A 14,853-nucleotide genomic window follows, 5' to 3' on the forward strand; every position below is an offset into this window, starting at 1 on the left:
CCCACCCTAATCTGCGGAAAAAAACGTGTGACTCAGTCACACGCCATTTAGAAAAACGCTAGTAGTCCGTTATAGATTCCCTTAATAAGTTTATCCTGGTAGCTACTGCTCAACATATTTGCTCGTTCCGTGCTATTTGAGATGAATCCCAATTCTACTAATACAGCAGGTGCTTGGTTATTTCGAATGACAGCAAAGTTTGCATCCTTGACACCTCTGTTTACTGCACTTGTCGTATTGATTAATGAGTTTTGAAGAGCGGTCGCAAGCTGTTTGCTTTCCTCTGGTAGAGCGCCCCCCACTGAATTCCAAAATGTTTCAAGTCCTGAAGCAGTACTACTTGCTGCTGAATTCGTGTGGATGCTAATAAAAGCGTCAGGCTTAATAGAATTCGAGATTTCTACTCGTTCCGATAGAGTTAAATACACATCCGTATTACGCGTCATATAGACAAGTGCTCCGTGCATTGTAAGGAAATCTCTTAATTGCAATCCAACATCTAATACTATATTTTTTTCGTAATATCCACCACCAACGGCGCCACTATCTCGGCCACCATGTCCTGGGTCAAGAACAATCACTTTATTTTTTAACTCTGGGATTGCAATTGCCCCGGGGATCCAAACGCCATCGATACCCATCATGTATTCTTTGCCGCCGACGGTTACCCATCCAACTTTCATGGCACCGCCTGCATCTAAATAATACCATTTACTGGATAGGGATAACCAACCTGTTTGCATAGCTCCTGAACCGTTTAGATAGTACCAGGTACCACGATCTAATATCCATCCTGTTTGCATGAAACCACTAGAGTTGAAATAATACCATTTGTTATTGTCTAAAGCCCACCCAGTAGCCATGGCACCATTTGCTTTTAGATAGTACCATTTATTGGATTGGGATAACCATCCTGTTTGCATAACGCCTGAGCTGTCAAGAAAGTACCATGCGCCTCGATCTAGAACCCATCCTGTTTGCATGGCACCGCCTGAGTTAAAATAGTACCACTTGTTTTCATCTAAAGCCCATCCAGTCGCCATGGATCCATCGCTCTTTAAGTAGTACTTTCTATTCGAATCTAATAACCATCCGGTTTTCATAGATAAATCATGATCAAAATAGAACCACTTGTTTTCAATCCAAACCCAGCCTTGGGAGGCTGATCCGTCTTGATTAAAATAATACTTTTTCCCGTCCTTCGTCATCCATCCTGTTTGAAGAACACCGTTGCTATCAGCAAAATATGTTACATTATTGATAACCTGCCAACCCGTAAGAAGCTCACCGATACTATTAAACAAGTATTTTTTATCACCAATTGTCGATACCCCTGTAGCAAGCTGACCATTTTCTAGAAAATAAAACTTTTCGCCATCGATTGTCTGCAGTCCAGAAAGGGCAACACCATTGGCATCGGCAAGATATTTTTTACCATCCGCTTCATACCATCCTGTTACTAGAAAGCCTTCTGTATTAAATATATAGTAGGTCCCATCAATATTCGTCACGCCAACAGCCATTTTACCATTTTCATCAAAATACTGTTTTTTACCATCAGTTTTTTGCCAGCCAGAAAATATAACTCCTTCACTATTTGCATAATAGCTAGAGCCGTTTACGATTTGGTATCCCGAAGAAAGAATTCCTTCATTATTAAATAGATACTTGAGTCCATCTATTTCGGTTACACCGATTGAAGCTGCACCACTACTATTAAAGTAATAGCGATTCCCATTCAGTGTCTGCCATCCTGTTACCATTTCTCCGCTAGAGTCGAGGAAATATTTAGAGTCCTTATCTGAAATCCATCCAGTGGCCATGGCACCATTCGAATCTAAATAAAACCAATTATTATTATCCTTTATCCAACCAGTGGCCATCGCCCCACTTGAATAAAGGTAATACCATTTATTTTGAATCCATTTCCACCCTGTTTCCATAGCCCCATTCGAAGCTAAATGGTACCACTTGTTTTGGTCCTTTATCCATCCAGTAGCCATCGCCCCACTCGAATTTAAATAATACCAACTGTTTTTATCCTTTATCCAACCAGTTGCCATTGCTCCGTTTGACTTCAAGTAATACCAGGTCTGATTTTCTTTCAGCCAACCTTTCTGCATGATACCATTATTGTCCATATGGTACCATTCGTTGCCATCAAACACCCATCCGGTAGTAAGTGTATTTCCTTGATAATAGTACCAAGCCCCATTACTATACTTCCAATTGCCATATGATGCGGAAGCATTGGAAGTCTCAAAGATAGCGAATACAACCAGGCATAATAACAGTAATGTTGTGATTTTTTTCGTAGTACTCACGTTTATCCCATCCTTACTTCATTGCTTTATCATCAATCATTGATGAATGGTAGTTTCCAAAATTTATAATAAATATTCATATCTATTAATATAACAAAAATAGGACTAATGTAATAGAAGAAAATGAGTGAATTCTGAAGAAAGGTGTCGAATTCTGAAGTCTATCAAATAAAATAAACCTATCATTCGGCATTTTTTTGAAATTAAAAACAATTTCCGTGGAAATATTCCAAAAATCGTCGTGTATGTTCAATTAGCTTTTTTATGAAAAAATGAACAAATATTGTCATTGTTCCTCTTATAGTAAAGAAAACCTTCGAAATCCGTCAATCGATGACATGTTTTTGTAATATTTTTAATCATCATGTAAAATCACTTTATGTTGAATTGTGGGATAATATAGAAAATAATGTAAGGAATTTAAATGGAGGTTCTTTATGAAGAAAGTCGTTTTTACAAGTCTATTAATCTTTCTTATTATATTTGTTACTCTATTTAATGGAAATAAAACAAGTGCAGCATCCGAAACTATACCTTCGATTGCGAAAAAATATATAGGTGTTCCTTACTTATGGGGGGGAACAACTGTAAATGGTTTTGACTGTTCCGGATTTATTGGATATGTATTTAAACAAAATGGAATTACATTACCGAGAACAACCTCGGATTTATATAATGCAGGGACAAGCGTCTCAAGGCGAGAACTTATTCCGGGTGACATTGTATTCTTTACTACATATAAAGCAGGTGTTTCTCATGCTGGTATCTACTTAGGAAACGATGAGTTTATACATGCTTCGACTTCAAATGGTGTAACCATCGATACATTATCAAGTCGTTATTATGAGCCTAGATATGTTGGGGCAAAACGTGTAGCAAAGTCTGGGTGGGAATTCTCAGGCGGAAACTGGTATTACTATTCAAATGGCACATTAGCAACTGGCTGGGCATTGGATAATGGGACATGGTACTATTTAAATGCTAGCGGTGTTATGCAAAAAGGCTGGCTAAAAGAAAATGGGTACTGGTATTGGTTAAACCAGAATGGTTCAATGGCCAAGGGCTGGGCGTCTGTTGATGGCTCATGGTATTACTTAAGATCAAACGGACAAATGATAACTGGCTGGTTATTGGACAAAGGCAAATGGTATTATATGAGTAATAGTGGGGCTATGAAAACCGGTTGGATTCTGGACAGAGGAACATGGTATTACCTTTATAATGATGGATCCATGGCTGCAAATACAATCATAGATGGCTATAAAGTAGATAGCAACGGGGCTTGGATAAAAAATTAATATGTATAATTATAGAAGACTATCATTGGTTTCTGCCACTGATAGTCTTTATGTTTTTATAAGAGAATGGTCTGCAAAGGGATATTTTAAAACAAAAAATTTCGACATAACCCCAAAGGAAAAAGGAATTTACCAAATAGACACGAACTTATAGTAATGTTATTTAAATTAGGAGGTGTACATCATGAGTAAAAAAATAATCCTTACTATGTGTATTGCAATAGCGTTTGTTACCAGTATCGGATTTTTTATTAATCAAAACAATGATAAACCCGATAAAAACTCTGAATCTGATAGTCAGTTCGCAAATACGAATCCGGAAAATAATAACCTTACACAAGATAATCAATTTGATGATAATTCCAAAGGAGGACGTATCGTGGAAAATAATAAACCACAAAAACGACAAGAACTTGAACCAGTTTCAAAGAAAGCGAAAAACAAATTACAAACTTTTCCGTTAGAATCAAGTCTTCAATTGATCTCTATTACAAACGGAAATGCTAATTTTAAGTTTGAGAGTAAGAATGTTGGCCAAGAAACCTTAACGATTCAATTTCCAACAAGTCAACGTTACGAATATGAGGTAATAAATAATACAGACGGTTCTATTAAAAGATTTTCGGATGGGAAATCGTTTTTACAAGTCATACATGAGGAGATATTAGAAGCCAATCAGTCATTATCGTATGATATAAATCTAGCCAATCTTACTAGTGGAGATTATACTCTCTCAATGTGGCTAACGTTTGTAGGAGGTATCCAGACTAAATCGGTTATTAACTTTTCGATAGAGTAAAGTCGGGTGCTATATTAGTATATTTCCTTTGGCGAAATTTGTTGATAAATAATGGAAAAAAGTAGCGATAATTGTTTGACTATTTGTTTTATTTTGACTAAACTAAAATAGTAATATATCAAAAAATGGAAAGGAGTGTAGTATTTTATCTACTATTATTCTATTTTGTTTTTTTTTGTGAAAAATAGAATAACAGAAAATTCTATTACTCTACTAATGGGGGGAAATGTTGCGTGAAAAAGATTTTGTTACTAGTTGTTGCGTTTTTTATGCTATTTGCTAACACTGCAATGGCAGCGGCAGGTCCATTAAACAAGCCTGCTCGTGATAAAAACGTGACCGTGAAAGAATCATTTAGCGAAGAAGAAGCAGAGAATTTTGCTCTTGATGAAAAGGTACGCGTTATCGTAGAGGTGGAAGGTGCACCGGCAATTGAATACGCAACCAAACAAGGTAAAAAATTTACTGAATTATCAGAAGTTAAACAAGCTGAACTTCAAAACAGGGCTTTATCAGCTCAAAAAGCTGTTAAAACTCAAATGAGTTCAAAGAAAGTTAATATGGAATTCAAAGAAAGATTCACAACAACTTTGAATGGATTCTCAGGTGTTGTTGAATATGGCAAAATTGCTGCTATTGAAAAGCTTGATGGCGTTTCAAGAGTAACAATTGCTAATGAGTACAAGCGTCCTGAAGCTCAACCAGATATGAAGTACAGTAAGGAACTTGTTGAGGCTCAAAATGCTTGGAACTACTATGGTTATAAAGGTGAAGGAATGATTGTCGGTATCATCGATAGCGGAATCGATCCAACACATAAAGATATGGTCTTAACTGATGAATCATCTGCTGCTTTAACAAAGTCTGAAGTAGATGCATTCGTAACAGAAAACAATCTTCCGGGTAAATACTACTCTGCAAAAGTTCCTTATGGATATAACTATATGGATACAAATGCAGAAGTTAGGGACCTTGGACCTGGCGCATCTTTCCACGGTATGCACGTTGGTGGTACTGTTGCTGCAAACGGTGACGAAGAAAATGGTGGAATTAAAGGTGTTGCTCCTGAAGCACAAATTTTAGCCCTTAAGGTATTCGGTAACGACCCAGAAATGGGATCCACTTGGGGAGATATTTATATCAAAGCAATTGATGATTCTATCATCTTAGGTGCAGATGTAATTAACATGAGTTTAGGTTCAACTGCTTCATTTGTGAATGCAGATGATCCTGAGCAAACAGCAATTGCTAATGCGGTTGACAATGGCGTATTAATGTCAATCTCAGCTGGTAACTCAGCTCACTTAGGTAATGGATTCTACAATCCATATGCATCTAACCCTGATATTGGTGTAGTTGGTTCACCAGGTTTATCTACAGATTCATTACAAGTAGCCTCTCTTAATAATAGTTTCATGGATTTAGATGCTGCACAATCTACATTTGATGGAGTTGAGGGCGACCTACATCCATTCTTATCAGCAAGCTCTGTACATCCAAATAGTCTTGAAACAAAAACATTTGACTTAGTACATGTAGGCGGCAGCGGAATTGGTGTGGGAGACGACTGGAAAGACGCTGACTACACAGGTAAATTTGTTTTAGTTAAACGTGGTAATACATTTACTGATACTGCTTTTAACGCACAAAAAGCTGGTGCTGCAGGTGTAATTGTGTACAACCACTCTGATGGATATGTAAGCATGCAATCAGATCCAGGAATTAAAATCCCACAACTATTTATGCTAAAGGTTGATGGTGACGCGTTAAAAGCTCAATTAGATTCAGGTGTAGCTGTTACTCTAACTTTTAACGGTGATGTAACAACTGCTCCAAATCCACTAGCTGGAAAAATGTCTGACTTTACATCATGGGGTGTAACACCTAACCTAGATTTCAAACCTGAAATCACTGCTCCAGGTGGAAATATCTATTCTACATTTAATGATGATCAATATGGGGTAATGAGTGGTACATCCATGGCAGCTCCACATGTATCTGGTGGATCAGCTCTAGTACTTCAACGTGTGAAGGAAGATTTCGCTGAATTAACTGGACAAGCAAAAGTTGAATTTGCGAAAAACCTTCTAATGAATACTGCTAAACCTGTAATTGATAAAGGTACAATTCAAGGAATGTTCGGTTTTGAAAATCCATATTCTCCTCGCCGTCAAGGTGCTGGACTTATGCAATTACATGCGGCTCTGAGCACACCAGTAGTGGTTACTGAAACAACTTCTGGAATTGCTAAAGCTGCGCTTAAAGAAGTTGGTGACCAATTTAGCTTTACTTTAGAAGCTACTAACTTCTCTGACGAAGCTGTAACATATGATGTTGCTGCAAATGTACAAACAGACCTAGCTCTATTTGGTGAACTTGGGTATGCTGCTAATGAATTAGAGGCACAAGAACTAGTTGATGCAGTTGTAACTATTAACGGTGGCGAATCAACTGTTGAGGTTCCAGCTAATGATTCAGTTACATTTGAAGTATCTGTTGATTTAACTGATGCAAAAGTACTTAACAGTAATGCCAGTGCTTATGTTGCACCAGAAACAGTATTCCCTAACGGATACTTTGTAGAAGGATATGTAACGTTATCAAATGAAACTCAACCAGAACTTTCTGTTCCTTATGTTGGTTTCAAAGGTGACTGGAACGCACCGCCTGTACTTGATGAGTTTGCTTATGATGATGCTGAAGGTTCTTCATTCTATGAAGATGCTGCAATGCTTTACCAAGCAAAGGATGGAAAATTCTATTATTTAGGACATGATCCTTTTGCAAAAGACGGTTATAAGAGAACATTGGATCGAATTGCGATTTCCCCAAATGGTGACGGTGAGCAAGATAATATTCTTCCAAAGTTATCATTCCTACGTAATGCGAAGGAAGTAAAATACAATGTTCTTGATGAAGAGGGCAAAGTATTACGTACAATTCGTTCCGAGCAAAATGTAAGAAAGCATTACTACGATGCTGGAAGTGCTGCTACTTACTCTATTAAATCTGCAAGCGCTTGGGATGGAAAAGTTAAAAATAAAGTCGTAGCTGATGGTAATTATTTCTATGAGATTGCTTCAACAATTGACTATCCTGGAAAGGATGCTCAAAGCGTTAAAGTTGCAGTAGTAGTTGATACAGTTGCTCCAACTATCGAGGCTACTCGCGATGGAGATACAGTAACAATTAATGCAGCAGACGATCGTTCTGGATTATCGTATATTGAAGTATTGGTAAACGGAAAATCAGAAGGTCTTGTTACACCTGATACAACTGAACTAAATGTAACTGGTCTTGATAAGAATGCAGCGATTGGTTTAGTGGCAACTGACCTTGCAGGAAATAGCACTACTTTTGTAGTAGACCCTGAAGCTCCAGTTATCACAGTAACAACACCAGAAACTTTCTCTATTCACAATACTCGTGAGATAAAAGTTGCGGGTACTGTAACAGACAATGGAAAAGTTGAGAGCTTAACTGTTCAAGGTGAAGAAGTTGATTTAGTTTGGAATGAAGAAAAAGGTCACTATGATTTCGAAACTACTGTAACTTTTGAAAAGGATGGAGCACATCCAATTCAACTTGTTGCAACTGACGAAGCTGGAAATGAAACTTCACTTTCAAACAGCCGTCTAATCTTTGTTGATACTACAGCTCCGGAATTAACGGTTGATGTACCGGAAACTGTGGCAAGCGATGTTGAGACAGTTGAATTAAAAGCAACTCTTTCTGACAATGCTGAAGAATTACGCTATTTCGTTGATGGAAATGAAGAGTTTTATCAGGAGTTACCAGGATACGATCTGAAACCATTTAGCCAAACAGTTACTACTGTTGTTTCATTACAACCTGGCGACAATACATTCTCCTTAGAATTGTATGACATAGCTGGTAACAAAACAACGAAGGAAGTAACAGTATTCCGTGGTGATGTTGAGCCAGAACCAACTCCTAAAAATGGTTGGGTAAATGAAAATGGTACTTGGTATTACTATACGGATGATGTGAAGAAAACAGGCTGGTTCTACGATACTTCATATAAGTCTTGGTACTACCTAAAATCAGACGGAAAAATGGCAACTGGATGGGTTCAAGATGGAAAAACATGGTATTACTTACACTCAAGCGGCAAGATGGCAACAGGCTGGGTACAAGACGGTAAAACATGGTACTTCCTAAAGTCAACTGGTGCAATGGCAACAGGCTGGGTACAAGACGGTAAAACGTGGTACTTCCTGAAGTCAAGCGGTGCAATGGCAACAGGCTGGGTACAAGACGGTAAAACGTGGTACTTCCTAAAGTCAAGTGGTGCAATGGCAACAGGCTGGGTGTATACAGGTGGTAAGTGGTACTACCTATACTCAAGCGGAGCAATGGCTTTTAACACAACAATCGATGGTTATAAGCTAGGCTCAAATGGAGCATGGATCCAATAAAACCGTAATGAACACAAAAAAGCTTCCCGAGGAGAAAACCTTTCGGGAAGCTTTTTTATGCCGTAAACTCGACAAACCTATGGTGAAAGCAAGTAATTTAAGAGCTTTCTTCAACAAACCTCAATTGGCAACTAGTAGTTTCATGGGCTTCCTCAACAAACTAAGGCTTACTTGCAGTGACAATCCTCCACTGGGACAAGGGACCTGTCCCTCTGTCCCACAACAAGGTAAAAATCAGTCAGAAAAGTCCTTCATCAAACCGTTGAAGGACTTTTCCTCAGTCGCCAAAAAACACTTTTCAGCAGACAACCACCAGCCTACTGAATCCATACTCCATTGTACCCAAGGCGATAGCCGCCGACACTGGTGTTGCTTGCCATTTTTCCGCTTGGATAAAAGTAATACCAGCTACCATTTATCTGTTTCCAGCCGGATACCATCGCGCCCGTAGAATTCATAAAATACCAATTGTTTTGGATCAGTACCCAACCGGTCACCATCAGGCCATTGTTGTCTAAGTAATACCAGGTATTATCGAGATCTTGGAACCATCCGGTTTTCATGGCTCCGTTTTTAGCAAGGAAATACCAGCCGCCGTTCTTAAATAGCCAACCAGTTTTCATTGACCCATTATTAGATAAAAAGTACCATGCCTTGTTATCAAATACCCAGCCAGTTTTCATCGCTCCATTTGAACCAAAATAATACCATCTGTTATTATCAAGGACCCATCCGGTTTCCATGGCTCCACTCTTAGCAAGGAAATACCAACTTCTGTCATCGTATAGCCAACCAGTTTTCATCGCGCCATCGCCTGATAAAAAGTACCAAGTCCCATGATCGTACAGCCAGCCAGTCACCATTGCGCCCGTTTGATCAAAATAATACCAACGTTCCTCTTCGACCAGCCAGCCTTTCACGAATTCGCCCGTTGAATCTCCATAGAACCAAGAGCCATTGTCATATTGCCACCCGGTTTTGAAAATAGGTTCTTCCGGCCTCTCGGTTATTTTTTCTTCGAGAGGAGCTTGGACCAATCCATAACCATAAAAAGAATCCTTACCAGGTGTTCCAAGGTCAATTGCAGATTGGTGAAGCTGCTCGCGAAGACTTGTTTGAGAGAGGGTAGGGTATGCATTTTTCATGAGAGCCAATATTCCAGTCACATATGGGGTAGCCATAGAAGTGCCATTTAACCTTGCATAGTCATTTTTTAAATATGTGCTGGTGATTCCAACCCCAGGTGCTGTTACCTCCACATTCAATCCACTTGCGGAAAAGGATCCGCGTTGAAAGCTTGAATCAACAGCTGAAACTGCAATGACCGATTGATACCGAGCAGGATATTCAACGGTATCACTACTACCATCAGGTGTACCGTTGTTGCCTGCAGCAGCAACCACCAAGATTCCATTTTTATAGGCCGTGTCGACTGCTGTTTTTAATAAAAAAGAATGCTCAATTGTCGATAGGCTCATATTAATAATGTCTATCTTATTTTGAATCGACCAATCGATTCCGGCTACAATATCTGATACATATCCTTCGCCGTTATTATCAAGTACTTTTACAGCATATAGGGATGCATCTGGTGCGACACCAACAGTACCAAGATTATTATTTTTTGCCCCGATGATTCCTGCAACATGTGTCCCATGACCGTTATCATCATAATAAGATGTGGTGTAGTGGACAAACGCTTTACCACCTGCAATTTCTAAATCAGGATGACTCGCTATTCCGGTATCTAAGACTGCAATTTTTACACCCCTGCCTGTAAACGAAGAATTCCAGGACTTTGGAACGTCTAGCGCATCTATACCCCAATCCTGAAATTGGACTTGGTTTGCCACGAGTGTATCTTCTTCAACAGCAACAATCCCTTTGCTTTCTTTCAGGTATGGAATTGAGCTTGAAGGAACTTCTGCAGACAAAGCATGGAACTGACCATATAGATGTGTAATTTCTCCATTTACCTGTTGGACGATTGATGCGTCAATCTTATCCTCAAATACAATCAAAACTTTTTCTATGGTTTGATTCGCAAAAGCGGGAGGAGAAAATGAAAGAAGTAAAATTGAAACTAACATACAAAAGGGCGTCAATTTCTTCAGTGTAACAAACCTCCTTTTCAAGGTTTATGAGATTACTATATAAAAAATACTAGCAAATCTCCAATGGAAAATAAAAGAAGTTTCATAGGATAAAAGAATGTAAAAAGGTTATGTGGAAGCTATATCCACATAACCTTTATCTTCTATTTTATGCTACCCAATAACCATAGTACCAGTTAAAGTAATACCATGTACCGCTAATGAGTACCCATCCAAATTGCTGAGCACCACTGCTATTGTAGTAGTACCAATTTCCGTTAGAGTAATTATAGCGCCAGCCTGTGTGCATGGAACCATCTGTGTTAAAGAAATAATAGTTTCCAGCAATTACTTGGTATCCTGTAATCATATCACCATAGTATCTGTCAAAATAATACCATTTGCCACCTGTCCATTTCCAACCAGTCGCTAGAGTACCATTTGAATTTGTATAATACCAATAATACCCGTCATAAACCCAACCACTTGTTGTTGCCATTGCGCCGTTACTATGGAAGTAATAGAGTGTATTTGAAACTTTATGACTACCTGTAGCCATTGCACCGCTGTAGTACGAATCAAAATAATACCATTTGCCACCTATCCATCTCCAACCAGTAACAACTGTACCATTTGCATTTGTATAGTACCAGTCATAGCCATCATATTGCCAGCCTGTTGAAGATGCCATTTTACCATTGCTATGGAAATAGTAAAGAGTGCCGCCTACATAGGTAGGGTAGTCCACCATCTCTGAATATTCATCAAAGTAATACCAAGCACCGCCATCATATAACCAAGAAGTAGTCTTCAAAGCGCCACTACCTGATGCATAGTACCAATAGTATCCGTCTTTGAACCATCCAGTTTTCATGGCACCACTGGAGTAATCCATAAAATAATTTACACCATTAATTTCAATTTGCCCAGTTATCATCCTACCGTAATCAAGATAATACCACTTATAACCACTTTGTAGCCAGCCAGAAATGCTTTTTGTACCGAGGTTGTCTAAATAATACCATTCACCGTAATAGTCGTCGAACTGCCAGCCAGATCCGACTTCACCTGATGGTTTAAAGTAATGGTCCGTCCATTGGTTGGTTGTTTCATTATAGATAGAATTCCAACCAGTTACCATTTGGCCAGAGTAAAAAGAATCGAAGTAATATTTTTTACCACCGATTGTTTGCCATTCAAATAACTGTTTACCATCGCTGTTAAAATAATACCAGGCCCCGCCGTATTGTACCCAACCTGTTTTCATTGAGCCGTCTGTGTTAAAGAAATATGAATCATTAAGTCCGGTTGTTTCATTTGAAATGGTAAACCAACCTGTCACTCGAGTTCCATAACTATAACTATCCCAATATCCTCTATCAAAATAATACGTTTTACCATCAAGAGTTAGCCAATCGCCTTGGGCTTTCCCGTCATTTTTAGGATTGAAATAATACCAGGCCCCACCGTATTGAATCCAACCTGTTTGCATATAACCTTCATCCTTATGGAAGAAGTATCCATCATAAAGTCCTGTTACATCATTATAAAAATCATAAAATCCTGTTAAACGACCATAATTCTCATCGATGTAATACTTCTTTCCATCGAGAGTTAGCCATCCAGTTAATTTGTTTCCATTCTCATCATAGTAAAACCAATATCCATCTTCTTGTTGCCAGCCAGCTGCAGGAACTTCAGATTGTACGACATTTTGGTTAACCTCTTGAACCTTTTCAGTTTCATTAGGCGTAGTTGAATTTTCTTCAGTCGGTGTATCTTCTGTTTCTGTTTCACCAGCAGTTGCCGGTTCTTCAGTCGGTGTATCTTCCGTTGCTGTTTCATTACCGGTTGCTGGTTCTTCAGCAGGTGTTTTTTCTGTGTCTGTTGCAGGACTTTCATCTGATGATTGCTCAACAGAAATGTCCGAGGAACTGTTCATTGTTGCATCGCTTGGGTCTGATGACGCATTCGTTTCAGCAAACCCAACCGCAGGTACTAAAAACATTGTAAAAAATATTGATAGTAACAGCTTTTTCATGTATTGACCCCCTAATGTCATATACTGGAATGATATCAAATTAGGAGAATAGTAGCAATAAAAATGCTAGTTTTTAAACTGTTAAAAAATTGAGGTTTCATTAGTGACCATCCTCAACATCCTTTTTATTCATATATTCATAGAATTGTTGGTATATCTACAGTATAATTCTGGTAAAATATTAACCATAAACAAATAGTTCTTTTTTACTAGAATAATAGGGGGAAAGATTTTGCGCAAAATAATTTCTATACTAATCGTGCTGCAAATGTTGGGGATACCAATAATGACGCAAGCAGCAAAGGTAAATGAGGGAACTCCTCAAACAAAAATCAGTTTAAGTGGAACCGAATTAAATAAGGAAGCACCAAAAAAATCACAAGAATCAAAAGCTGATATTTATGATCCAGCTTCATATCCTTTAGTGGAAAAAGGGAGAATCGCGACAACTTTATATGATGATTTCGGTACCTTCCATAGACTCTACTATTCGGATATTACGGAGGTGTATGCGGATAATTTAGAAATTCTTTTTTATTATAATTCAGGCAGTGCGTATACAAAGGATTCTATTTTAACATATGAGCTTTTTTATGAAGAGGGCCACACATTAAAATTCTATGGAAGTGTGTATTTTGATACAGCCGGATATACGGATGCTTTTTTATATACTGAGATTGATAAAAATTTGTATATGAATCAACCGTTTATTTACTTACGCGTTGGAACGTCAGCTACTATAGAGGATGAATATTATTCAAGTGTAGCAACCTTCAAAATTAAGAATCCATTTTATGCTGGGGACGAATCCTTGACAGGTAATACATATGCACTGATTAGCAATGAATCAATAAGTGAATATATGGAAACAACAGGGATGTTCCAATTTGATACCCAAACGAAGAATAGTACGATTGATCCGAATCTAGACCAGTCATCGTACATCATGGATGCGGATTTGCCATTTGACATTCCAGAAATTATTGGAAATCCAATCGAGAAAAATAAGTTTTATACGGCTCAGACTTACAAGGTCGGTGATTCGAGAGCATTTTGGGTAACAGATTTAGGAACCAATCAGGATTATCAAATCCAAGCCCAATTAGCCTATAGTGGTTCTAAGTCGAATGTGTGGGTATACAATAATCAAATAACAAACTCGGCAGCTGCCCAGCTAGGTACTGAATTTGATACGAATATTTACGGGACTGTGACGAGCCATTTTGCCCAAGAATCAGATGTCGATGGAAATGGAAAGGTTCATATTTTAGTATTTGATATAAAAGATGGCTATAACGGAAATGGCGGATATGTTTCTGGGTATTTTTATGGTAGGGATTTATATAGTACATACTATTTCCCTCAATCTAATCAGTCTGAGATTTTTTATATTGATACTTATCCATCAATGGGAGCGGTTGGTGCCTCACTTGATGTCACAAGGTCGTATGGAACCTTGGCACATGAGTTTCAACATATGGTTAGCTTTAATCAAAATGTTTTAGTTGAGGGTAGGGGCGATTTGCCGTCATGGATAAATGAAGGCTTAGCCGAGGCGGCACACCAAGTTTATCGTGGTGTTGGGCTGTCAGGGCGTCTAGATTATTATAATCGTTCAAACTCGATTCAAAATGGTCATTCCCTGCTTTATTGGGGGGACAATAATGATTCGTTATCAAACTATTCATTATCCTATTTGTTTATGCAGTATCTAAAAATACAAACCAATCAGTGATCTGACCCAAAAAAGTTAGACAAATATTTTAAGCAACTTTTAAGACTTGAGTTCGGTATTCCACCGGACTCAGGTCTTTTAATTTTGCCTTCATTCTTTTGTGATTGTAATAGTGAATATAATC

At 38.3% G+C, this 14,853-nt stretch carries 7 protein-coding genes and 2 pseudogenes; 5 read left to right on the forward strand and 4 right to left on the reverse strand.

The window, feature by feature from the left end:
• Nucleotides 1-47: 47 nt before the first annotated feature.
• On the reverse strand, nucleotides 48-2,324 hold the full coding sequence (locus DZB84_RS10430) for an N-acetylmuramoyl-L-alanine amidase (RefSeq protein ID WP_116352189.1): 2,277 nt from the start codon (nucleotides 2,322-2,324) through the stop codon (nucleotides 48-50).
• A gap of 542 nt (nucleotides 2,325-2,866) precedes the next feature.
• Here DZB84_RS10430 and DZB84_RS25650 point away from each other — a divergent pair.
• The 4 genes and pseudogenes from DZB84_RS25650 to DZB84_RS10445 all read left to right on the forward strand — a co-directional run.
• Nucleotides 2,867-3,193 (forward strand): annotated as a pseudogene (locus tag DZB84_RS25650) (C40 family peptidase); the annotation flags it as partial.
• Nucleotides 3,194-3,262: 69 nt separating this feature from the next.
• Nucleotides 3,263-3,622 (forward strand): annotated as a pseudogene (locus tag DZB84_RS25655) (choline-binding protein A); the annotation flags it as partial.
• Between the two features lie 184 nt (nucleotides 3,623-3,806).
• Nucleotides 3,807-4,421 carry a BsuPI-related putative proteinase inhibitor gene (locus tag DZB84_RS10440; RefSeq protein WP_116352191.1) on the forward strand — a complete coding sequence of 205 codons (615 nt, stop codon included), beginning with the start codon at nucleotides 3,807-3,809 and terminating at the stop codon, nucleotides 4,419-4,421.
• Between the two features lie 233 nt (nucleotides 4,422-4,654).
• Complete coding sequence (locus tag DZB84_RS10445; RefSeq protein ID WP_116352192.1) at nucleotides 4,655-8,860, forward strand: S8 family serine peptidase; 4,206 nt, start codon at nucleotides 4,655-4,657, stop codon at nucleotides 8,858-8,860.
• 317 nt (nucleotides 8,861-9,177) lie between these two features.
• Here DZB84_RS10445 and DZB84_RS10450 read toward each other — a convergent pair whose 3' ends face one another.
• Together DZB84_RS10450 and DZB84_RS10455 are read right to left on the reverse strand one after the other, a co-directional pair.
• The gene (locus DZB84_RS10450; RefSeq protein WP_116352193.1) at nucleotides 9,178-10,950 is read right to left on the reverse strand and encodes a S8 family serine peptidase; all 1,773 of its coding nucleotides are present in this window, start codon (nucleotides 10,948-10,950) and stop codon (nucleotides 9,178-9,180) included.
• A 172-nt stretch (nucleotides 10,951-11,122) separates the two neighbouring features.
• The gene (locus tag DZB84_RS10455) at nucleotides 11,123-12,994 is read right to left on the reverse strand and encodes a cell wall-binding repeat-containing protein (protein ID WP_189655213.1); all 1,872 of its coding nucleotides are present in this window, start codon (nucleotides 12,992-12,994) and stop codon (nucleotides 11,123-11,125) included.
• 232 nt (nucleotides 12,995-13,226) lie between these two features.
• Here DZB84_RS10455 and DZB84_RS10460 point away from each other — a divergent pair, with 232 nt between their 5' ends.
• Nucleotides 13,227-14,729 carry a hypothetical protein gene (locus DZB84_RS10460; RefSeq protein ID WP_142759835.1) on the forward strand — a complete coding sequence of 501 codons (1,503 nt, stop codon included), beginning with the start codon at nucleotides 13,227-13,229 and terminating at the stop codon, nucleotides 14,727-14,729.
• A gap of 28 nt (nucleotides 14,730-14,757) precedes the next feature.
• Here the strand turns inward: DZB84_RS10460 and DZB84_RS10465 are convergent.
• Nucleotides 14,758-14,853: IS3 family transposase (locus tag DZB84_RS10465; protein ID WP_142759836.1), on the reverse strand; the 96-nt coding region annotated here is incomplete at its 5' end.

It is taken from the genome of Bacillus sp. HNG (genome assembly GCF_003400205.1).
In the GTDB taxonomy this organism is placed as follows: domain Bacteria; phylum Bacillota; class Bacilli; order Bacillales; family Bacillaceae_L; genus Ferdinandcohnia.